Raw genomic sequence first — 20,165 nt, 5'->3', positions numbered from 1 at the left:
CTGACCCGCAGTGGGCATCAGCAGCAGTCCCGCCAGCCCCAGCGCCGCGGCGGCCGCTGTCACCAGCTTTCCCGGTCCGACCCTCTTTCTCATCGACTTCCTCCTCCGGCATGGCGTCACTGCGTCGTGACGCGGCGAGATGGTGGATCTGCGGCTCCGTGCCGCACGTGGCGACCGCGGCCCTTCCTCGGACCGAGGGGAGACACCGGACCGAGTCCGGGCCGAGGGACCGGCCAGGGACGACCGGACCGTGGCGCCGGACGGCGGACGGGTGCGTGGCGGGCCGCGCCCACCGTGTCGCGAGTCGGGTGGACAGGTGCCTGTCCGCCAGGCCCCGCCCTCCCGGCCCTCGCGTGACGGTGAGCCGAGAGGCACTCGAACCGATTCACCGGAATCGGTTCGACGGGATCGTACGGCCGGGGACCGCCGGGGTCAATGAGATGCGGGCGAGTCAATTCCGGTCGCATCACGGCCGCTTGCGAACCCGGTGATCAACGCCCCTTACGGACCGGCACCGCGCTTGACCCGTCGGCCCGGGCAGCGGCCGGCCCACCGCCGTGCCGGCTTCTCGCGTGTGTGCGTCGTGTCGAACCGATTCGCCCACTCGCGGTCCGTCGGCGTGGCCCGGCCGCCCGGACCGGGCCCCACCACGGCTTCCGCGCCGCGTCCTCGCGTCCTTCGCCGGCCGGGGCGGGTGCAGGCGACCTTGACGGTCATGCAGTGAGCGCTAACAATGCTTGCAGTTGGAAACGATGACTGAGGAGCGCGCCGCCAGAAGCAGTCTTCCGGCAGGGGTACGGGACACCCCTGCTCAGTGTGTACGCGGGCCCCGTTCGGCCCTCCACCGACAGCAACTGAGTGCGTCCACGCCCCCCCGGTCGTGCGGGCGACGCCTCGTGGACCGGATCACGGCGGTCCCGACGAGGACCCTCGCGCCGGACACATCTGCCCGCCCCACCCGGTTCCCTTCCGTCACGGCACGGGCCCGGCGCCGCCTGCAGCCGCGCGGTGCGGGTCCGAAGCACGACTCCTGTGCGCGGCTGCCCCGACGCGCAAGGAGGCGCGATGCGCAGGAACAAGGCACGGATACTACGCGCGGCCCTGGCGGCCGTGTGCTCGCTCGGACTGGTCAGTACCGTCGGCGGCACGGCGCACGCCGGCCAGAGATCCGCGGTCAGGGCGTCCCCGCCCATCTACCTCGACACCACGTACTCGTTCCAGGAGCGGGCCGCGGACCTGGTCTCGCGGATGTCCCTGGACGAGAAGGTGCAGCAACTGCACACCAACAGCGCGCCGGCGATCCCGCGGCTGGGCGTGCAGCAGTACACGTACTGGAGCGAGGGCCAGCACGGCATCAACACGCTCTTCGGCGACACCAATCCGGGCTCGGTGACCGGTGGCGTGCACGCCACCAGCTTCCCCACGAACTTCGCCGCCTCGATGTCGTGGGACAAGAACCTGATGTACCAGGAGACCACCGCGATCTCCGACGAGGCCCGCGGCCTGCTGGACAAGTCGCTGTGGGGCACCGCGCAGAACAACCTGGGCCCCTCGAAGGACGACTACGGGATGCTGACCTACTGGGCGCCGACGGTCAACCTCGACCGCGACCCGCGCTGGGGACGCAGCGACGAGGCGTTCGGCGAGGACCCCTACTTCGTGGGCCAGATGGCCGGCGCCTTCGTCAACGGCTACCAGGGGCAGACCGAGGACGGCAAGCCGCTGGGCAAGTACCTCAAGGTCGCCTCGACCGCCAAGCACTACGCCCTGAACAACGTCGAGCAGGACCGCACCGGCATCAGCTCCGACGTCACCGACGACGACCTGTACGACTACTACACCGCCCAGTTCAAGAGCCTGATCGAGAAGGCGCACGTGGCGGGCCTGATGACGTCGTACAACGCGATCAACGGCACACCGTCGGTGGCCAACACGTACACCACGAACCAGATCGCCCAGCGCACCTACGGTTTCAAGGGCTACATCACCTCCGACTGCGGCGCGGTCGGCACGACGTACAAGTCCTTCCCCAGCGGCCACAACTGGGCGCCGCCCGGCTGGACCACCGACGGCAAGGGCAACAACGCCACCTGGACCAACGACACCACCGGCCAGAAGGTCTCCGGAGCCGGGGGCGGGCAGGCGTACGCGCTGCGGGCCGGAACCGACGTCAACTGCACCGGTGACGAGGCCACCACGCCCAATCTGGAGCAGGCGATCCAGGCCGGCATCCTCAGCGAGGGCGTCATCGACAACGCCCTGGTGCACCTGTTCACCATCCGCATGGAGACCGGCGAGTTCGACCCGGTGGACAAGCAGCCCTACACGAAGATCACCAAGGACGTGATCCAGTCGCCGGCCCACCAGGCGCTGGCCACGAAGGTCGCCGACAACGCCCTGGTGCTGCTGCAGAACGGCGAGCCCACCGGCGCCGGCAAGCCCCTGCTGCCCGCCGACCCCGCCAAGCTGGACAAGGTCGTCGTCGTCGGCGACCAGGCGGGCAAGGTCACGCTCGGCGGCTACTCCGGCGACCCCGCGCTGAAGGTCGACGCCGTGGACGGCATCACGGCCCAGGTCAAGGCCGCCAACCCCGACGCACAGGTGGTCTACGACGCGGCCGGCACCTCCACCACCGCCACCGGCGCCGCCACGCTGAGCGCGCAGACGCAGGCCGACATCAAGAGCGCCGACCTGGTGGTGATCGCGGTCGGCACCGACGAGGCCACCGCCGGCGAGGGCAAGGACCGTACCGGTCTGGCCCTGCCCGGCAACTACGGCAGCCTGATCGACCAGGTCGGCGCCCTGGGCAACCCGAGGACCGTACTGGACATCCAGTCCGACGGGCCGGTCGCCATCGAGCCCTACCGCGGCGAGGTCACCTCGATCGTCTTCGCCGGCTACAACGGCGAGAGCCAGGGCACGGCACTGGCCGACGTCCTCTTCGGCAGGCAGAACCCCGGCGGGCACCTGAACTTCACCTGGTACAAGGACGACTCGCAGCTGCCCGCCATCTCCGACTACGACCTGAGCCCGAGCGGCACCGGCGGACTCGGCCGGACCTACCAGTACTTCACCGGCACCCCGACCTACCCGTTCGGCTACGGCCTGAGCTACAGCACCTTCGCCTACTCGCACATCCACGCCGACCGCTCCTCGGTGAACGCCGACGGCACGGTGAAGGTCGGCTTCGACGTCACCAACACCGGCAGCGTGCCCGGGACGACCGTCGCCCAGCTCTACGCGGCCACCCCCTTCACGGTCGCGGGCCGCGAACTGCCCGCCAAGCGCCTCGCCGGCTTCCAGAAGACCCGAAACCTGCGGCCCGGCGCGACCCAGCACATCACCTTGCGGGTGAACATCGCCGACCTCGCCTTCCACGACGGCGGGCAGGCCAAGCAGGTCGTCTACGACGGCACCTACCGGTTCGAGGTCGGACCGGACTCCGCCACCACCGCGGGCACCGCGTCGGTCGCCGTCCACGGCGGCCTCACCCCGCACCTGCGGTACGTGACGGTGCAGCCCGAAAGCGTCGTCTACAAGGCCGGGGACACCATCGACCTGACCTCCCGCAACCAGTGGATCAAGGACGACACCGACCCCACCGCCCAGCCCGGACGCAACCTGAGCGTCACCGCCGACCACGTCGTCGAGGCCGTGAACGACGACGGCTCCTTCCTCGACCTGTCCAAGGCGAAGGTCACCTACCGCAGCAGCGACCCCTCCGTCGCCACCGTCAGCCGCAAGGGACTGGTCACGGCGGTCGGCAACGGCGTGGCCACCATCAAGGTCACGGTGAACGGCGTCACCGGCTCCGCGGTGATACGCGTCCACCACACCCTGGCCGTCGCCTCCTCCGCCCGGATCGTCGAGCCGGGCGCCGGCACGACCGCCACCACCACGTACACCAACACCGGCCCCACCGCCCTGCCGGGCGCCTCGGTCGCCCTCGACGTGCCCGACGGCTGGACCGCCACCGCGACCTCGCCGGCCACGTTCGCGAGCATTCCCGCGGGCGCCTCGGTGAAGACGACGTGGACCGTCACGCCTCCCGCCGACGCCAAGCCCGGCAGCTACGCCCTCGCCGCCACCGCCACCTACCGCGGCGCCAAGGCCAGTGACGACGCCGCCGGCCGGCTGCTGATCCCGTACGGCGCCCTCAGTGACCTCGTCACCAACATCGGTGTCAGCGACGACGCCACCCCCGGCGCCGGCAACCTCGACGGCGGCAACGCCAGCCTGTCGCAACAGGCCCTGGCCGCCCAGGGGATCACCTCCGGGGGCACGGTCGACCACGACGGGCTGACCTTCACCTGGCCCACCACCGGAACCGGCAAGCCGGACAACATCGTCGCCGGCGGACAGACCGTCCCCTTCACCGGAACCGGCAGCAAACTCGGCTTCCTCGGCACCGCCGACTACGGCAACGCCTCCGGCACCGGCACGATCACCTACACAGACGGCACCACCCAGGACTTCACCCTGTCCTTCAACGACTGGTGGAGCAACAGCGCCGCGACCGGCAGCGACATCCTCGCCACCTGCGACTACCTCAACAACGCGAACGGGCAATCGAACCAGCACGTCAGCGTGTACGGCGCGACCGTACCGCTCCAGGCGGGCAAGACCATCGCCTACCTGACCCTGCCCGACATCGGCCCGGACGCGACGTCCGGCCAGGTGGCCATGCACATCTTCGCCGTGGCCATCGGCTGATCCCCGCGGTGGGCGCCGCTTCCGGCGGCGCCCACCCGCACGGGACGGGCGCGGGCACGGCCCGCGGGCAGTGGACCGCGCGGGTTCAGCGGGCGGGTGTCACCCAGGGGCCGACGCCGCCGATCCGCTCGACCGAGTAGCGCACGATGTAACCCGGGCCCCTCGGTGCCGGGAACTCGGTGTCCGGCGCCATGTAGACCTTCGTCAGCCGGTCGAGCAGGTCCCACGCGCCGTCACTCGGCTGGACGACGGCCCGCGCGTGCAGCACCGCGTACTCGTTCAGCACGGCGCTGTGGTCGCGCGGCGCCAGGAACGACAGCACGACACGCGGGTCACGCTCGATGTTGCGCAGCTTCTTGTGCAGCGCCATGTGGCCGCTGACGACCTCGTCGCCGTCCAAGCCGATCCAGATGACGGTCACCTGGGGGCTCCCGTCGGCGTTCACGGTGGTCAGGTGGGTCAGGGGGCCCGACTCGATCAGGTCCCGCAACTCCCGCGGCAGACCGCTCATCCCTTGATCCTTTCCTTCGGGACCTCATCGTAACAACGCTCGGTGCCCGGCCGGTCACGCCCGCGGCTCCCGCCCCGCCCCCTCGCCAGGACCCACCGCTGGGCTGTCCGAGGCGTTGCGCTGCGCTGTCCGGGCGACCCGTCCGCGCCACCTCGTTCCCTCCCTTCCCCCGCGCGCATTGACTGCACGGTGCCGCGCCACGGGGGTCCATCCGACACGGCCCTCCTCGCGGCGACCACTCTGTGCCCGCGTGTCCGGTGCCCGCCGGCACCGGAAGAGAAGGGATTCGGATGCGCGCATTGCGACGTCTCCTGTGGAGCGCGCTTGGGTCTTCGCTGCTCCTGGTCGGCATCGCGCCGGCCCCCGTGCAAGCCGCCGAGGCCCGCCCCCCGGGCGCCTCCCACAGCTGCCCGACGACCAACCGGACGGCCGCCACGACCACGGCGCCGCCGACCGGACTGCAGGACTACTACCACGGCGACTGGCGCCTGGGCCCCAGCTATCTCCCGATGACCGGCCCCATCGGGCGGATGCTGCGCGGCTACCACCCGCAGGACGACACCTCGCAGTACTGGTTCCTCGGCTGCTACTGGCAGACGGACCAGCAGAACAAGTCCGGCTGGTGGTACCCGGACAACAACGGCTTCCTCCTGCGCGACGGCCGTCCGGTCGAGTCGCCGAGGGTCCTGCGGGTGGGGGAGCAGGTCGACCTCTTCGGCAGCGGCACCGGCTTCTTCCTGGCTCCGCAGGGCACGCCGTACACCGACCGCGCCATCCCGCCGACCAACCTGGACGAGTACAGCGCGGACGCTCCCGCGTTCAACTACCACCTGTACCGCGTCACCAAGGCCTTCACCGTGCAGGCCGGGCCCGCCAGGCCCTGGTTCGGCCAGCGGGGGCTCGGTGTGCAGTTCGTGACGAGCAAGAGGGTCTCCGAGCTGGTCGGCACGAACCTGGCCGAGATCACCCCGATGTCGTGACGGCCGCCGCGGCGGGCGGGGCGGGTCCCGCCCGCGCCGCCCTGTCGTGAAAGAGGCCGCTGGGCCCGGAGCGCTCCGGGCCCAGCGGCCTCTCCCACGACACGGTCACGTCCGCTCGGCGAGCGGTGGCTGTCTTCAGGCCGCTCCGGCCGCTCCGGCCGGGCGGGACGGCGGCTTACGCGGTGACCGGCGTCGGCCCCTCGCCCGCCCGTTGACGCCACTGCCGCCGTCGGCGCCGCCGCTTCCGCGAGTGCCGCGGTCACCGCCACCGCCGTTGACGCGTTTACCGCCGTTGCCGCCGCCGGGGCGCGCGGGCGCGGCCGGCGCGGCCACGACGACCGGAACACCGGAAGGCGCGCGGGCTCCGGTGATCCTGGCGAGCTCCTCGTCGGCGGAGTGCACGGCGGTCCTGCGCGGGGTGACGCCGGCGTCGGTCATCAGCTTGTTCACCGAGCGGCGCTGCTCGGGCAGCACGAGCGTGACGACGCTGCCGGCCGCCCCGGCCCGCGCGGTGCGCCCACCGCGGTGCAGGTAGTCCTTGTGGTCGGCCGGCGGATCGACGTTGACGACGAGGTCGAGGTCGTCGATGTGGATACCGCGCGCCGCCACGTTGGTGGCCACGAGCGCGGTGATCTCACCGCTCCTGAACCCGTCGAGCGCGCGGTTGCGCTGCGGCTGCGACTTGCCGCCGTGCAGCGCCGCGGCCCTGACACCGCCCGCCAGCAGGGCCTTGGCCAGCCGGTCGACGGCCCGCTTGCTGTCCATGAACAGCAGCACCCGCCCCTCGCGGGCGGCGATGCGGATCGTGGCCGCGCGCTTGTCCTCGACCGTGACGTGCAGGAGGTGGTGCTCCATGGTGCTCACCGCGCCGACCGGCGGGTCCACGTGATGGACCACCGGGTCGCTGAGGAACCGGCGGACCAGCCGGTCGACGTCGCGGTCGAGCGTGGCGGAGAACAGCATGCGCTGGCCGTCCGCGGGCACCTGCGCCAGCAGGGCGGTGACCTGCGGCAGGAAGCCCATGTCGGCCATCTGGTCGGCTTCGTCGAGTACGGCGGTCCGTACCTGGTCCAACGCGCAGTCGCCCCGGTCGACCAGATCCCGCAGCCGGCCGGGGGTGGCGACGAGCACCTCGGCACCGCCCCGCAGGGCGGCGGCCTGACGGCCGATCGACATCCCGCCGACGACGGTGGTCAGACGCAGCCGCACCGCACGGGCGTACGGGGTGAGGGCCTCGGTGACCTGCTGGGCCAGTTCGCGGGTCGGGACCAGGACCAGGGCCAGCGGCCGCCGCGGCTGGGCGCGCTGTCCCGCCGTCCGCGCCAGCAGCGCGAGACCGAAGGCCAGCGTCTTGCCGGACCCGGTGCGGCCCCGGCCGAGCACGTCACGGCCGGCCAGCGAACTGGGCAGGGTGGCGGCCTGGATCGGGAAGGGTACGGTGACGCCCTGGTCGGTCAGCGCCGCCGACAGGGCCGCGGGCAGGCCCAGGTCCGCGAAGGACGTGGCGATCGGCGCGCGGGCGGTACCGGCACCGCCGTCGGTCGCGGGGCCGCCGCCCGTCGCGGGGGTACCGCTCCTTGCCGGGTCGGCGGTCTTCGTTCCGCCGGCCGGTCCGGCCGTGTGCTGCGGGCGCGCCGTGTGCTCCGGGCGGCCGCCGCGCTCGGCGCGAGCGGCGTTCGTGCCGGTCTGCGCGGGTCCGGCCGTGCCCCGGGCGGGCCGCTTGGCGCGATCGGGGCGACGCGCCGCACGGGACCGGTTGCGCGGGGAGCGGTGAGGGGGAACGGAAAGCGGATCGCGGTCCTTCTCCTGCACACCTGAGCCTTCCTCGAAGGCGGCGCGTGCCGCTGTGAAGACTCCGCACTGGGGAATTCGCGCGGGGATCCGCAGAACGTGCCGATGACGTGATGGTGCGGGACACAGAAAAGCGGCCGGGTCCGCGTCCAGTCCGCGGGACCCGGCCGACATTCTTCTTCCCGGATGTCAGGCCGGGACGATGTTCTCCGCCTGCGGGCCCTTCTGGCCCTGCGTGACGTCGAAGCTGACCTTCTGGCCTTCCTGGAGCTCCCGGAAGCCCTGGGTCGCGATGTTCGAGTAGTGGGCGAAGACGTCGGCGCCGCCGCCGTCCTGCTCGATGAAGCCGAAGCCCTTTTCCGAGTTGAACCACTTCACGGTACCGGTCGCCATTGTCGATCTCCTTGAGAGGGGCGGTTCCGCACCCGCGCCTCGCGGGTCCGGCGTCGCTGTGTTGACCCCATCCGCAGGCCGACAACAAAAATGCGCCCAAGAGGTCACATCCCGTCAGGCGCACACGTCAATCATGGGTACCAAAACTGCAACTGCCGGAAGCCTAGCACGGCGCAATGGATCACCGGGGAGGCGGCCGCGAGCCGCACGGCACCGGTCGCGTCGGTGGGCGGTGGTCAGCGGGCGGCGTGCGGTGGGCGGCGGCCCGGGCGCGAACGCGGCGGCGCGGCGGGCCGGGGCCCGGGGCGTCCGCCGCGTTCGCCGGTCCGCGGCCGTGACACGGGGGTGCGTTCAGCGGACGCCGCTGAGCGCCGCCGGGTGCCAGGGGACGAACGCGGCGCCGTCCAGGTGGAGCGCGAGCGCCCTGCTCTCAAGGGCGGCGGGGGTGGTGGCACCGCCCCAGGAGCCGGTGCCGAGCCGCTGCTCCAGGGCGTGCAGCGCGGCCACGATCTCCGCGGTGGTGAAGGCGCAGTGCCCCTGCCGGGCCACGTAGGCCTGCCGCAGCAGCGCGCCCGATCCGGACGCGCGGATCCGCGCCGCGTACGCGTTCTCCTGCTCGACCGGGACCAGCTGGTCCGAGACGGTGTGCACGTCCAGCATCGGGACGCCGAGTCCGGTGCCGACGGTGGAGGTCGCCCTGAGGCCGGCGAGGGCCGCGGGGGAGGCCGTGATCGCGGCGTGCGCGGTGAGCGCGGCGGTGTCCGCTCGCACGTCCAGGTCCGCGGCGCGGTACAGGGCCCGGACCTCGGGGGCGTGCCAGGACGCGTTCAGCAGGGCGGTGTAGTCCACGCCCTCGGTGAAGGCGGGGTTGCCGCCCGCGGACTGCTCGATCGCGTACCGCCCGGGGACGATGAAGGACAGCACGCCCTGCTGCAGCCACTCGTACTGCTGCTCCTCCTGGCCGGCGTAGTCGCCGGGGGCCGGCGGCGCCTGGCCCGGTGCCCACGCGGACTGGTTGAGGAAGGCGGCGGCGAGGGCGATCCGGGCCCGCCCCGCGGGTGTCCGCTGCGCCGAGTCCACGGCCGCGTTCAGACGGGAGGCGAGGGCGGACGCGGCGGCCGGATCGGGGAGGTCGACGAGCCGTCCGAGGTCGGCGCGGTCGAAGAACCAGGCCAGCGCGTATTCGGCGTCGAGCTGGTAGTTCTCCAGGTCCACGCCGCCGGCGACCAGGCCGCACAGGTTCAGCGCGCCGTCGACGCGGCCCTTGCCGTCGCGCGCGATCTGCGCGTTGACCAGGCCGCCCATCGACAGGCCGACGGCGACGACGTGCGCGGGCCTGCCGACGGTGTCCGTGAACGCGGTGACGGTGGCGAACTGGTCCCGCTCGGCCGACTGCAGTGCCCAGGCCGACCCGTTCGGGTCGTAGGACGAACCGGCGAGCGCGTAGCCCTCCGAGAGGAGTTCGGCGGCGGAGGCGTCCGACGGCGCGTCGGCGGCGGTGAGCGGCCCGAAGCCGTGGCTGAACAGCAGCAGGACGCCGTTCCACCTCGCGGGCCTGTCGGCGACCCAGGAGGCGCCGTCGGCCAGGACGCCGCTGTAGTGGGTGCTTCCCGCGGCGGTCGCCGAGGGACGTGCCGCGGAACGTGCCCCGGTGGCCGCGGCGGCCGGGGCGGAACCGGTCGCCGCGGTGCACGTGAGCGCGGCGGCCGCGCACAGCGCGGCAAGGGCGGTACGTCGAAGTCGGGGCATGATGCGGCTCCCGCGGGTCATGGGGTCGGGGGACGGTGGCCAGGTCATGGGTTCGGGGGACGGTGGCCGGCCGCCGTGGACGTCGGTCCGCCGCGTGACGGCCGTCGGTTCACAGCGCTGGATCAGGGAGGGCTTCCTCCGGACCTCCCGCCGAGCGGCCGCGCAGGGCGACCACGGCCAGCACGGCCGAGAAGAGCGCGGCGCAGCCGCAGACGACGAACCCCACGGCGTAACCGTGTCCGAGGGCGTCCAGGGCCATCGGGTGGAGCCGGGCCAGGTGGGGATCGGCCGCCGAGGCCCCGTTGACCGCCAGCGGACCGCCCTGGTGGAGGATCGCGCCTCCCGCGCCCTTCAGCGGCGCCGGGAGCTCGGAGGAGTGGAGAGCGCCCGAGAAGCCGTCGGCCGCGCGGCTCAGCGCGACCGCGCCGATGATCGCGGGGCCGAGGGTGAAGCCGAAGTCGCGCAGCAGGTTCGTGGCGGCGCTCGCCATGCCGGCCAGTCCGAGCGGGACGGTGTTGACGGCCGTGGCGGTGATGGAGGAGACGGTGACGGCGAAGCCCAGACCCACCAGGCCGAGCGGCACGATCAGCGAGAGGAACGAGCGGTCGGTGATGTGGAGCGTCGCCGCCCAGTAGTCGCCCGCGGCCATCAGCACCAGCCCGGCCGCCAGCAGCAGTCTCGGCGTCACCGTGCGCAGCAGACGTTCCGTCACCGGGAGCATGACCAGCGCTACTCCGTTGAGCAGCAGGAACGCCAGGCCGGTGCGCATCGGCCGCTGGTCCTGGATGGCGCCGAGCCTGATGCTGACGGCGTAGGCCGTGCCGAGGAAGGCGAACATGCCCACCACGGCCACCACCGACGCCACCGCGAAGGCCCGGTTGCGGAACAGTTCCAGCCGCAGCAGCGGCGATCTCGCCCGCCGCTCGGCGAACACGAAGACCGCCACGAACACCGCCGCCAGGACGAACGCGGTCACGATGGGCGGCGACCCCCATCCGTCCTCCGGGCCCTGGATGATGGCGTAGAGGAGGGCGAACAGGCCCAGGCCGATGGTCAGTTGCCCGGCGGGGTCGAGCGAGCGGCCCTCGGGGGCGCGCGAGTCGGTCGCGAACGCCGCGCTCACGGCCGCGCTGAGCGCCGCGATGACGGTCACGACGATGAACGACCAGCGCCAGGAGCCGTAGGTCGCGGTGATCCCGCCCAGCAGCGGAGCCAGGAATCCGCCGGTGGACAGCAGCGCGGCCCACGTCGCGATCACCCGGGCCCGCTGCGCGGGCGAGGTGGTGCCGGCGGCGAGGAGCGCGAGCGAGGTGGGGAAGAGCGCCGCCGCGCCGAGACCCGCGAGCGCCTGGCCGACCCACAACTGGTGGATTCCGGAGGAGGTGGTGCTCACCAGCTCGCCGACCGCCAGCAGGCAGGCACCGCCGACCAGCAGCCGCTTGCGGCCGAACAGGTCCCCCAGGAGGCCGAAGGTGAGCTCCAGTACGGCGACGGGGAGCAGGAAGGCGTCGGATATCCAGGTGAGCTGGGAGCCGGCCGGATGCAGGTCGGTCTGGAACAGGCCGTTCAGCGTGGCCGGGATGGCCAGGCCGATCTGGGCCAGGCAGACGGCGAGCAGGCCGGCGACGAGGGTTCCGGCGGTCAGTCCCGGGCCGGTCGTCGTGGTTGCGGAGGAGGTGCCGACGGTGGCGGACACAGCGGTCTCCTGTCGTTGCGGGTGGGGGAACGGCGTGCGGGGCCGGGATCCAGCGGGCAGCGGCCCCGCTCCGGGAGGAGCGGCCGGAGCAGGGGGGTGGGGGGAGTGGCGGCCTCAAGGTGACGAGTGCGGCGCCGGGCCGGAAGGGTGCCGAAAATGTAGGGCGGTTCCATGACAGCCGTCAATGCTTTGCACTGCGTTGGTGGAACGGGTACGCCAGGCCGGCGCCGGGGCGTCCCTCACCCGCCGCTCGGCGGTCCGCACGCGCTCGCCCGCGGCGGCTCGCTCGGCCGCTGCAACGGCGGTTACAGCGGCGGTCACAACGACAGCTACAACGGCAGCGTCTCCAGCACGCGGACCGCGGCGGCGGCCGCGCCGCGGTCCCACCGCCGGGACAGGCCGCGGAAGACCGTTTGCGCGCGGGCCGCCGGCCAGTCGGGCGGCAGGTGCTCGGCCGGCAGGTGCGGGTCCTGCCGGACGAGGTTCAACCAGTCCGTGTGGAGCAGGAGCTGGGCGGCGAACTCGTCGCCGGAGGTCTCCGCGGGCAGCGGCTCGGTGCGGTCCCAGCGGTGCAGGAAGGCCGCGTAGCGCGCGGCGATGCCGGGCACGTCGAAGGCCTGTTCCAGGATTTCGCGGGCCTCGGTCGGCGCGGCCACCCGCGCGCGGAAGACGCGCAGGTGGGCCTCCAGGCCCAGGCCGGCCACCGCCGCCAGGACGTCGACCTCGGCCGGTGCGACCCACAGGCCGCTGAGGAGCGGGCCGAAACCCGCCCAGATCAGGCGGGAGCGCAGGTCGTGGCGCTCGCTGCGCCAGGCCTCGGGCAGCGAGAAGCCGACCATGGTCCACCGGCCGTCCCAGTCGCGGTTGACCGCGCCCGTGCGCCAGACGCGGTCGCGGCCGTCGGTGAGGACCTTCGAGGCGCGCGGCGTGAGGCTGAAGTAGGTTCTGCGGCCGCGCCGGTGGCGTACCAGCAGGCCGCGTTTGACCATCCGGTTGACGGTGGACCGTACCGCCTCCTCCGAGGCGCCCACCCGTTCCAGAGCGGCGATCACGCTGCCGGTCGCCACGGCCACCGGCCGGTCCAGCAGGTAGACGCCGAACATGGTCAGCAGCAGCGACTGGGTGCGCGGCTCGGGAACGGTGCCGGCTTCCACGGCGAGGGCTTGGCCACTGATCACGGGCCCAGGTTAACCGGAGGCGACAGATGGCGGACCCGTCACCGCAGTGAAGGATGTGCAATGCATCGCCTGGAGGGCCGTCAGGAGCGGGCCCGAGCATTCAGGTGTCGTCAGGGGCCGAGGGCGAGCCGCGCGTGGGCCGATCGGATCCCGTACGCGCCGGGCCGGTGTGGCGTGGCGGCCACCCGCCGGCCCGCGGGGATACCGTGCCCGGGACGGGATCCCGCCGGATCCCGCTGGACGGCGGAGGCGAGGCCATGACCACCGACTACGGGCGGACAGTCCGGCTGGACGCGCCCTTCGACGAGGCGGTGAGCGACCTTCGGGGCGCGCTGGCGGAGCAGGGGTTCGGCGTGCTCACCGAGATCGACGTCCGCGCCACCCTCAAGGAGAAGCTGGGCGCCGACCTGGAGCCGTATCTCATCCTCGGCGCCTGCAACCCGCCCCTCGCCCAGCGCGCCCTGGACGTCGACCGCTCCATCGGGCTGCTGCTGCCCTGCAACGTGGTGGTCCGCGCCGAGCCCGGCGGCGGCACCCTGGTCCAGGCCCTGGATCCCCAGGTGATGGTCGAGCTCAGCGGTCTGCCCGACCTGCGGCCGGTCGCCGACGAGGCCCGGCGGCGCCTGGACGCCGCCCTGGACTCCCTCGGCTGAACCCGCCGCGACCCGCCCGCGTCGCGTGTGCCGGTCCGGGCGGACCGGCACACGCGAGGCCATCGCCCTTACGGGCTCGTGCAGGTGAGGGTGGGTGTGCTCGGGCTGCCGTTGGCGAGGAACCCGAAGGTGGTGGAGCCTCCTGCGGCCAGGGAGCCGTTGTAGGAGGCGTTGGTGACCGTCGCGGTCGATCCGCTGGTGGTCAGCGTGCCGTTCCATACCTGGGTGACGGTCTGTCCGCCGGCCAGGGTCCACTTGACGGTCCAGCCGCTGATCGCGGCGCTGCCGGCTGTCACCGTGACCTGGCCCTGGAAGCCGCCGGACCAGGAGTTGGTGGTGGAGTACGTGGCCGAGCACGCGCCGTTGCCGGTGCCACCCGTCGTCGTGCCGCCGGTCGTGGTGCCGCCGGTGGTGGTCCCGCCGGTCGTCGTACCGCCCGTCGTCGTACCCCCGGTGGTGGTCCCGCCGGTCGTCGTGCCACCAGTCGTCGTGCCACCAGTCGTCGTCCCGCCGGTCGTGGTCCCACCCGTGGTCGTACCGCCCGTGGTGGTGCCGCCGGTCGTCGTCCCGCCGGTCGTCGTGCCGCCCGGGGGTACGTACGGGCACTTGGGCTGGTACGCGGAAATGGTGCTGGGGTCGGGCAGGGAGGGGCACAGGAACTGCGTGTAGCGGGTGTCACTGTCGAGGAAGATCTTCAGCCAGGGGATGAGGAGCTTCATCTCGACGTTGTTGGCGTGCGTGTAGTAGACGTGGTCGGCCCCGGCGATCTGCGCGAAGGCGCTCTGCGTGGAGGCCGGCAGCGTCCCGTACAGGCTGGAGAGGTACGAGGGGGTGACGGTGCCGTCGTTCTGACCGCCGATGATCAGGGTCGGGACGTGGTCGGTGGCCATGCTCAGGCTGTTGCCGGGGAATCCGGGGGCCAGGCCGATCATGGCGCGCAGCGAGGGCTGGCGCTCCGCCGCCCTGATGGCCCCCGCGCCGCCGGCCGAGTGCCCGAGGACCGACAGGCGGTTCGGGTCGACCCTGTCCTTGACCGGGCTCTGCGTGGTCAGCCAGGTCAGCGCCGAAAGGAGTTCCGAGGCACGGGCGTTGTCGTCGTCGGAGCGGCTGTTGGTCTCGACGCCGATGACGACGAAGCCGAAGGAGGAGAGCCAGGGGCCCATCCACGCTTCCTCGTTGGCGAACAGGGCGCTGTAGCCGGGCACGATGGCCAGCGCGCCCCAGGTGCCCTGGCTGGTGTCGGTCGGGTAGTAGACCGTTCCGCCGTTGAAGCCGTTGCCCGGCGCCACGCTCAACTGGGCGGTGGCGAACGGGCCGCGGGTGGCCTCGATCATCGAGATGGTCGGGTCGGGACCGCGCTGCGTCGAGGTCGCCGCGTTCGGCGCCGAGGCCGCGGACTTGTCGACGGCCGAGGCCGGCTGGGTCAGGGCCATCGCCGCGACGGCGGCGAGCACCGCGAGCACCGTCGCCACGATCGCCGGTACGGCTCTGCCCGGCCGCCTGCGCACTCGGGGTTCCGCCTGCCCGCCCGCGGCGCCGTCGGGCGCCGTCGGCGGGCTTTCATGGTGTCGCATCAGGTCGTGCCTCCTTGTCGGTCGGCCACGCGGGCCGTGCGTCGGTCCGGGAAGGCGCGGGAACGTGCCGGCCGGCGCGGGAACGCGTCGGTGCCGCGCCGGGACGTGTCCGCGGTGTCGGGTACGACGCGGCGGCCGGTCGGCCGTTCGGGCGGGCCCGCGGCCGCGGCCCCTGCCACCCGGCGCCGGACGGTGAGCGCGCCGGCCGGGCCGGCACGGCTCGATTCCGCGCCGGCGCCACCGCGTTCGCGGCCGAGGAGCGGGTCCGTCACGCGGCGGCGGGGGCGCACCGTGCGTGCCCCGACCGCGCCTGCGGCGGTCGCCGCGGCGGCGCCCGACATGGCCGCGGCGAGCAGCGCGGCGCACGTCGATCGTCCCTGAGGCGTATGCATACGGAAACCATCCTTGTGAGCGCTAACAATCGCCGGCGCAAACGTGGGGGGCGGAGGTTGTCGGTTGCGGGAGGCCCGAGAGCTGTCGTATTGGTGGGTGAGCGTGGCAAGAGAACCCGGCCGCGTCAAGAGGGCGGTACGCGCGGCCGGTACCGCGCACCCGGGCCGGCTGCCTCGCGGATGGGCGCGAGGGCACCCGGACCGGCGACCTTCCGTCCACCCGCTCATGCCGCCGGGGACGTGGCCGCCGTGATCGGCCACGTCCCCGGCGGGGTGGGACGGGGCACCGCCTGCCTGCCGGCGGGAGGCGCCCCCGGTCCCGCGGTTCGCGCGGGTCTCAGCCGACGAGGGCCGGCTCCCGTGCGGCCTCGCTTGTCCCTGCCGGCGGTCCGGTGTGCCCGCCGCGCTTGGGCAGCGCGCTCATCAGCAGCGCGACCACCGCCAGCGCGCCGACCATCCACAGCATCGCGTGGCCGAAGGCGCGCACCACGGTGGAGCCGGTGAACGCGACCGAGACGAGCGCCAGGCCGAACGCGTTGCCCAGCTGGTTGGTCGTGTTGATCAGGCCGGAGGCCGAACCCGCGTGCTCCTGGGGCACGTCGGACAGCACCGCGTCCGTCAGCGGGGAGAAGACCATGCCCATCCCGGCGCCCATCACCAGCAGCGGCAGGGCCATCTGCCAGGAGTGGACCGACTGGCCGTACCGCGCGGACTCGCCCACGTAGAGCAGGGCGCCGGCGGCCGTGGTCAGCGCGCCGCCCTGGAGCACCCGGCGGCCGAAGCGGGGCACCAGCAACTGCACCGACAGGCCGGCCGAGGCGGAGCAGGCGACCGTGAACGGCAGTCCGGTCAGCCCCGCGTGCAGCGGCGACCAGCCCAGTCCCACCTGCATGTAGAGCGTCCAGACCAGGAAGAAGACGCCGCACGCGATGCCGAAGACCAGCTGGACGCCGATTCCGGCGGCGAAGCTGCGCGCCCGGAACAAGGAGAGCTCGACCAGCGGGGACCCGTCCCTGTCCTTCTTGGCCCGCTCGTAGCGGACGAACCCGGCGAGTACCGCCAGCCCGCCGGCCATCATCGCGTAGCCCCACAGCGGCCAGCCGTTCTCCCGGCCCTGGACCAGCGGGTACATCAGCGCCAGCAGGCCGGCGGTGGCCAGCGCGACGCCGACCAGGTCCAGCCCGAGCGCGCGCGGGGCCCTGGACTCCTCGATGAACCGGCGGCCGAGGACCAGGCCGGCGATGCCGACGGGCAGGTTGATCAGGAAGATCGGCCGCCACTGCAGCCCGAGGACGTTCCACTGGGTCAGCAGCGCGCCCAGCAGCGGCCCGGTGACGGCCGCGAGTCCGATGACCGCGCCGAACATGCCGAAGACCTTGCCGCGCTCCTCGCCGGAGAAGGTGGCGTGGATGATCGACAGCACCTGCGGCACCATCAGCGCGGCGGCCGCGCCCTGCAGCAGCCGGGTGGCCACCAGCATCCCCGGGTCCGCCGCCACCCCGCACAGCACCGACGCGGCCGTGAAGCCGGCCGTGCCGATCAGGAAGACCCGCTTGCGGCCGTGGATGTCGCCGAGCCGCCCGCCGGTGATCAGGCCGACGGCGAACGCCAGCGCGTAACCGGCCGTTATCCACTGGATCGCGCTGAAGCCCGCGCCGGTGTCGCGCCGGATGCTCGGGACAGCGATGTTGACGATGGTCGCGTCGACCAGGTCCATGAAGCTCGCCGTCATGACGACGGCGAGGGCGATCCAGCGCTTGCGGTCGGGGGCGGTACGGGCCCCGAGGTCGGTACTCATCCAGGTCTCCTGCCTGTGTCTTCCGTCTGGCAGGACCTACGCTAGGCGGCATGCAGGACAGATCATGTCCTACATCGGCCCGACCCTGGACGGCATGATGGACACACCGGCACGACTGCTGAGCCTGCTCTCCTTGCTGCAGACCCCGAGGGAGTGGTCGGGCACGGAGCTGGCCGACCGCCTCCGGGTGAGCACCCGCACCATCCGGCGGGACGTGGACCGGCTGCGCGAACTCGGCTATCCGGTCGAGGCCACGATGGGCGCGATGGGCGGCTACCGCCTGGTGGCGGGGAAGGCGATGCCGCCGCTGCTGCTGGACGACGAGGAGGCGGTCGCCATCGCGGTCGGCCTGCGCGCGGCGGCGGGCAGCGCGGTGCACGGCATCGAGGAGGCGTCGCTGCGCGCGCTGACCAAGCTGGAGCAGGTGCTGCCGTCACGGCTGCGGTACCGCGTCGGCGCGCTGGGCTCCGCCGTGGTGACGATGGCCGGCGGCGGCCCGCGCGTGGAGCCCGCCGCGCTGACCGCCCTGGCCGCCGCCATCGCCAACCGCGAGCGCGTCCGCTTCTCCTACCGCGCCGGGGACGGGGCCCGCACGAGCCGCCACGCCGAACCCCAGCGGCTCGTCGCCACCGGCCGCCGCTGGTACCTGGTTGCCTGGGACCTGGAGCGCGACGACTGGCGCATCTTCCGGGTCGACCGGCTCACCGGCCTCACCGCGACGGGCGCGCGCGCCACCCCGCGCGAACTCCCCGCCGCCGACGCGGCGCAGTTCGTCCAGGCCAAACTGCGCGACCTGTGGCCCACCGCCTCCGCGGTCATCGACTTCGACGCCCCCGCCGACCTGCTCAGGTCGCACCTCGGCCAGGCCCCCGGGGACGTCGAGTCCCTCCCGGACGGCACCTCCCGCTGGCGCGTGGACGCCGACCGCCTCGACTGGATGGCCGTCCGGCTGCTGATGACCGACCTCCCGTTCCGCGTCCGGTCACCCCAGGCGCTGATCGACCAGCTCCGCACCTTCGCCGAGCGCGCGAGCCGGGCCACGGCGTGAACGGAAGCGCGGCGGCCAGTCCGGTATGAACCGAAGTGCGCCGGCGGGACCGGCGTCCTCGAACAGGCCGCTCCGGCCCGCGATATCGGCGGCCGGAGCGGATTTCCCACGCCGAAACCGGGGACGGGCGGGCGTGTGAAAAGGCGTCAATCACAGCGCTACGGTGGCTATTTGCGTGTTTCCGCCAGGCCCTTTTCGGCTGTTTCCCGCGGCGCCCGCCGCACCCGTCCCGGGCGACTCACTGCCGCCGGTCCGGTGGATTCACTGGTCGGAAGCCGTGAAAAGGACGGCGGAGGCGCCGGAGGCGGTGGGGGCGTCCGAGGAGTGGGGGAGCGAGGTGTCGGTGAGCCAGCCGGACGCCGCCACCTTGATGCCGGCCTGGAAGCGGCTGCGGGAGTCCAGACGGGTCATCAGCGCGGCCATCATGCGGCGGATGGTCCTTAAGGAGACGCCCAGTCGCTGCGCCGCGCGCTCGTCGGTGAGGCCGTCCGACAGCAGCCGCAGCAACTGGCGCTCCTGCCCGGTCAGGCCGTAGCCGTCGCGCTGGACCTCCTCGCCCAGGGGCTTGGCGTGCTCCCACACCTGCTCGAACAGCGCGCGCAGGGCCGTGATGACGCCGGGGCTGCGCAGCAGGACGGCGCCCCGGTCGGAGTTGCCGGGATCGAGGGGGACCACCGCCGTGGTGCCATCGGCGATGATCATGCGCAACGGCAGGGACGGCACGGTACGGACGGTCCCGCCGAGTCCGCCCAGCCACTGGGCGTACTGCACGGTGGCCTGGTCGTTGCGGACGCTGTCGAGGAAGACGGTGCGCATGCGCACCCCGCGTTCGAGACTCTGCCGGTCCAGGGCGCGGCTGGCCTCCATCACGGCTGCGGGCTGCGGTCCGCCGGGGGCGAAGGAGAGCACCTCGGCCACCGCGTCGCCGGCCAGTTGCTCCAGCCGGTCGCGTACCTCCTGCAGGCTGGAGATGATCTCCACTCCCGACGGCGGCGAGGACTGCCGGGCCCGGCTGAACTCGGCCATCAGGCTGGCCATGGCGCCGCGGCTGCGGTCCAGCTCCGCCTGCCGGCGCGCGGCCTCGGCCTCCTGCCGGGCCAGCAGCGCGGCAAGACCCGCCTCGGGATTGAGCGCGCGCCAGCGGCCGCCGGCACCGGGCGGCCGTACCAGGGCCAGGTCGGCGAGCCGCTCCAGGCAGCCGCGGACGTCCGGTTCGGGGCACGCCAGGCGCTCGGCGATCTGCGCGGGGCCGTCCTGCGGGTGGACCAGCAGCAGCCGGTACACGGACTCCGACAGCGCGTCCAGCCCGTACCCGGGCCCTTCGCCGTCCCCGGACTCCCCGTCCCGTCCGCCCATGAGTCCATTTGCGGTCATCAAACGCACTCCCCCTGCGGTCGCACGACACGGTCGCAGCCGCGCGCGGGAAACGGCGGCAATGGCATGCGGGGTGACAGCTTAACGGGCGATGTGGAGGATTCGAAAAGGTATCGGCAATTCCCTCAGGACTTTTCCGGCTCTTGTGCCCGCCTCTTCCTTTCCTTGCGCAGACATCACCCAGGTATCTGGCGCATCAACGGCACCGGCCATTTCGTCGGGGCCGGGACTGGCATCACAGTGCCAGGGCATTGTGGTGCCAGCCCCGGCGGCTGACACCCGCGGTCCGGTCCCGCCATGCTGAACGTGTCGGCA

The 20,165-nt window shown here is 72.9% G+C and carries 13 protein-coding genes; 4 read left to right on the top strand and 9 right to left on the bottom strand.

What is annotated here, in order from left to right; translation table 11 throughout:
* Positions 1-1,065: 1,065 nt before the first annotated feature.
* On the top strand, positions 1,066-4,713 hold the full coding sequence (locus K7G61_RS31055) for a glycoside hydrolase family 3 C-terminal domain-containing protein (protein WP_225850388.1): 3,648 nt from the start codon (positions 1,066-1,068) through the stop codon (positions 4,711-4,713).
* Between the two features lie 85 nt (positions 4,714-4,798).
* On the opposite strand, the gene K7G61_RS31050 is transcribed toward K7G61_RS31055, so the two are convergent.
* On the bottom strand, positions 4,799-5,224 hold the full coding sequence (locus K7G61_RS31050) for a PPOX class F420-dependent oxidoreductase (protein ID WP_225850387.1): 426 nt from the start codon (positions 5,222-5,224) through the stop codon (positions 4,799-4,801).
* A gap of 290 nt (positions 5,225-5,514) precedes the next feature.
* Here K7G61_RS31050 and K7G61_RS31045 point away from each other — a divergent pair, with 290 nt between their 5' ends.
* Positions 5,515-6,204, top strand: coding sequence for a TNT domain-containing protein (locus K7G61_RS31045; RefSeq protein WP_225850386.1), 690 nt, complete (start codon positions 5,515-5,517; stop codon positions 6,202-6,204).
* 135 nt (positions 6,205-6,339) lie between these two features.
* On the opposite strand, the gene K7G61_RS31040 is transcribed toward K7G61_RS31045, so the two are convergent.
* The 5 genes from K7G61_RS31040 to K7G61_RS31020 all read right to left on the bottom strand — a co-directional run bounded on the left by K7G61_RS31040 (position 6,340) and on the right by K7G61_RS31020 (position 13,011).
* On the bottom strand, positions 6,340-8,016 hold the full coding sequence (locus K7G61_RS31040) for a DEAD/DEAH box helicase (RefSeq protein ID WP_225850385.1): 1,677 nt from the start codon (positions 8,014-8,016) through the stop codon (positions 6,340-6,342).
* Between the two features lie 168 nt (positions 8,017-8,184).
* Complete coding sequence (locus K7G61_RS31035; protein ID WP_015607926.1) at positions 8,185-8,388, bottom strand: cold-shock protein; 204 nt, start codon at positions 8,386-8,388, stop codon at positions 8,185-8,187.
* Positions 8,389-8,739: 351 nt separating this feature from the next.
* Entirely contained in the window at positions 8,740-10,137 is a 1,398-nt protein-coding gene (locus K7G61_RS31030) for an alpha/beta hydrolase (protein WP_225850384.1), read from the bottom strand.
* Between the two features lie 109 nt (positions 10,138-10,246).
* Positions 10,247-11,833 (bottom strand): MFS transporter, encoded by a 1,587-nt coding sequence (locus K7G61_RS31025; RefSeq protein WP_225850383.1) that lies wholly within the window; start codon positions 11,831-11,833, stop codon positions 10,247-10,249.
* A 329-nt stretch (positions 11,834-12,162) separates the two neighbouring features.
* Complete coding sequence (locus tag K7G61_RS31020) at positions 12,163-13,011, bottom strand: PaaX family transcriptional regulator C-terminal domain-containing protein (protein ID WP_225850382.1); 849 nt, start codon at positions 13,009-13,011, stop codon at positions 12,163-12,165.
* 257 nt (positions 13,012-13,268) lie between these two features.
* Between K7G61_RS31020 and K7G61_RS31015 the strand changes: the two genes are divergently transcribed.
* Positions 13,269-13,664, top strand: coding sequence for a DUF302 domain-containing protein (locus K7G61_RS31015; protein ID WP_225850381.1), 396 nt, complete (start codon positions 13,269-13,271; stop codon positions 13,662-13,664).
* A 68-nt stretch (positions 13,665-13,732) separates the two neighbouring features.
* Here the strand turns inward: K7G61_RS31015 and K7G61_RS31010 are convergent, their stop codons facing one another.
* Both K7G61_RS31010 and K7G61_RS31005 read right to left on the bottom strand, forming a co-directional pair.
* Positions 13,733-15,238 (bottom strand): cellulose-binding domain-containing protein, encoded by a 1,506-nt coding sequence (locus tag K7G61_RS31010; RefSeq protein WP_225850380.1) that lies wholly within the window; start codon positions 15,236-15,238, stop codon positions 13,733-13,735.
* A 729-nt stretch (positions 15,239-15,967) separates the two neighbouring features.
* The gene (locus tag K7G61_RS31005) at positions 15,968-17,428 is read right to left on the bottom strand and encodes an MFS transporter (RefSeq protein ID WP_225850379.1); all 1,461 of its coding nucleotides are present in this window, start codon (positions 17,426-17,428) and stop codon (positions 15,968-15,970) included.
* A 94-nt stretch (positions 17,429-17,522) separates the two neighbouring features.
* Here K7G61_RS31005 and K7G61_RS31000 point away from each other — a divergent pair, with 94 nt between their 5' ends.
* Positions 17,523-18,476: a YafY family protein gene (locus K7G61_RS31000; protein ID WP_225850393.1), complete on the top strand. Its 954-nt coding sequence runs from the start codon at positions 17,523-17,525 to the stop codon at positions 18,474-18,476.
* Between the two features lie 261 nt (positions 18,477-18,737).
* On the opposite strand, the gene K7G61_RS30995 is transcribed toward K7G61_RS31000, so the two are convergent.
* Positions 18,738-19,850: a LuxR C-terminal-related transcriptional regulator gene (locus K7G61_RS30995; RefSeq protein ID WP_225850378.1), complete on the bottom strand. Its 1,113-nt coding sequence runs from the start codon at positions 19,848-19,850 to the stop codon at positions 18,738-18,740.
* Positions 19,851-20,165 lie beyond the last annotated feature (315 nt).

Origin of the sequence: Streptomyces sp. HPF1205, assembly GCF_020400825.1 — a bacterium.
In the GTDB taxonomy this organism is placed as follows: Bacteria; Actinomycetota; Actinomycetes; order Streptomycetales; family Streptomycetaceae; genus Actinacidiphila.
The sequence above is the reverse complement of the archived record's forward strand: the minus strand, read 5'-3'. Positions and strand labels throughout refer to the sequence as shown.

What these genes read in the sequence shown, in the direction of transcription:
- K7G61_RS31055 (WP_225850388.1), top strand. Translation starts at nt 1,066, where the DNA reads ATGCGCAGGAACAAGGCACGGATACTACGCGCGGCCCTGGCGGCCGTG.
- K7G61_RS31050 (WP_225850387.1), bottom strand. Translation starts at nt 5,224, where the DNA reads ATGAGCGGTCTGCCGCGGGAGTTGCGGGACCTGATCGAGTCGGGCCCC.
- K7G61_RS31045 (WP_225850386.1), top strand. Translation starts at nt 5,515, where the DNA reads ATGCGCGCATTGCGACGTCTCCTGTGGAGCGCGCTTGGGTCTTCGCTG.
- K7G61_RS31035 (WP_015607926.1), bottom strand. Translation starts at nt 8,388, where the DNA reads ATGGCGACCGGTACCGTGAAGTGGTTCAACTCGGAAAAGGGCTTCGGC.
- K7G61_RS31030 (WP_225850384.1), bottom strand. Translation starts at nt 10,137, where the DNA reads ATGCCCCGACTTCGACGTACCGCCCTTGCCGCGCTGTGCGCGGCCGCC.
- K7G61_RS31015 (WP_225850381.1), top strand. Translation starts at nt 13,269, where the DNA reads ATGACCACCGACTACGGGCGGACAGTCCGGCTGGACGCGCCCTTCGAC.
- K7G61_RS31010 (WP_225850380.1), bottom strand. Translation starts at nt 15,238, where the DNA reads ATGCGACACCATGAAAGCCCGCCGACGGCGCCCGACGGCGCCGCGGGC.
- K7G61_RS31005 (WP_225850379.1), bottom strand. Translation starts at nt 17,428, where the DNA reads ATGAGTACCGACCTCGGGGCCCGTACCGCCCCCGACCGCAAGCGCTGG.
- K7G61_RS31000 (WP_225850393.1), top strand. Translation starts at nt 17,523, where the DNA reads ATGATGGACACACCGGCACGACTGCTGAGCCTGCTCTCCTTGCTGCAG.
- K7G61_RS30995 (WP_225850378.1), bottom strand. Translation starts at nt 19,850, where the DNA reads ATGACCGCAAATGGACTCATGGGCGGACGGGACGGGGAGTCCGGGGAC.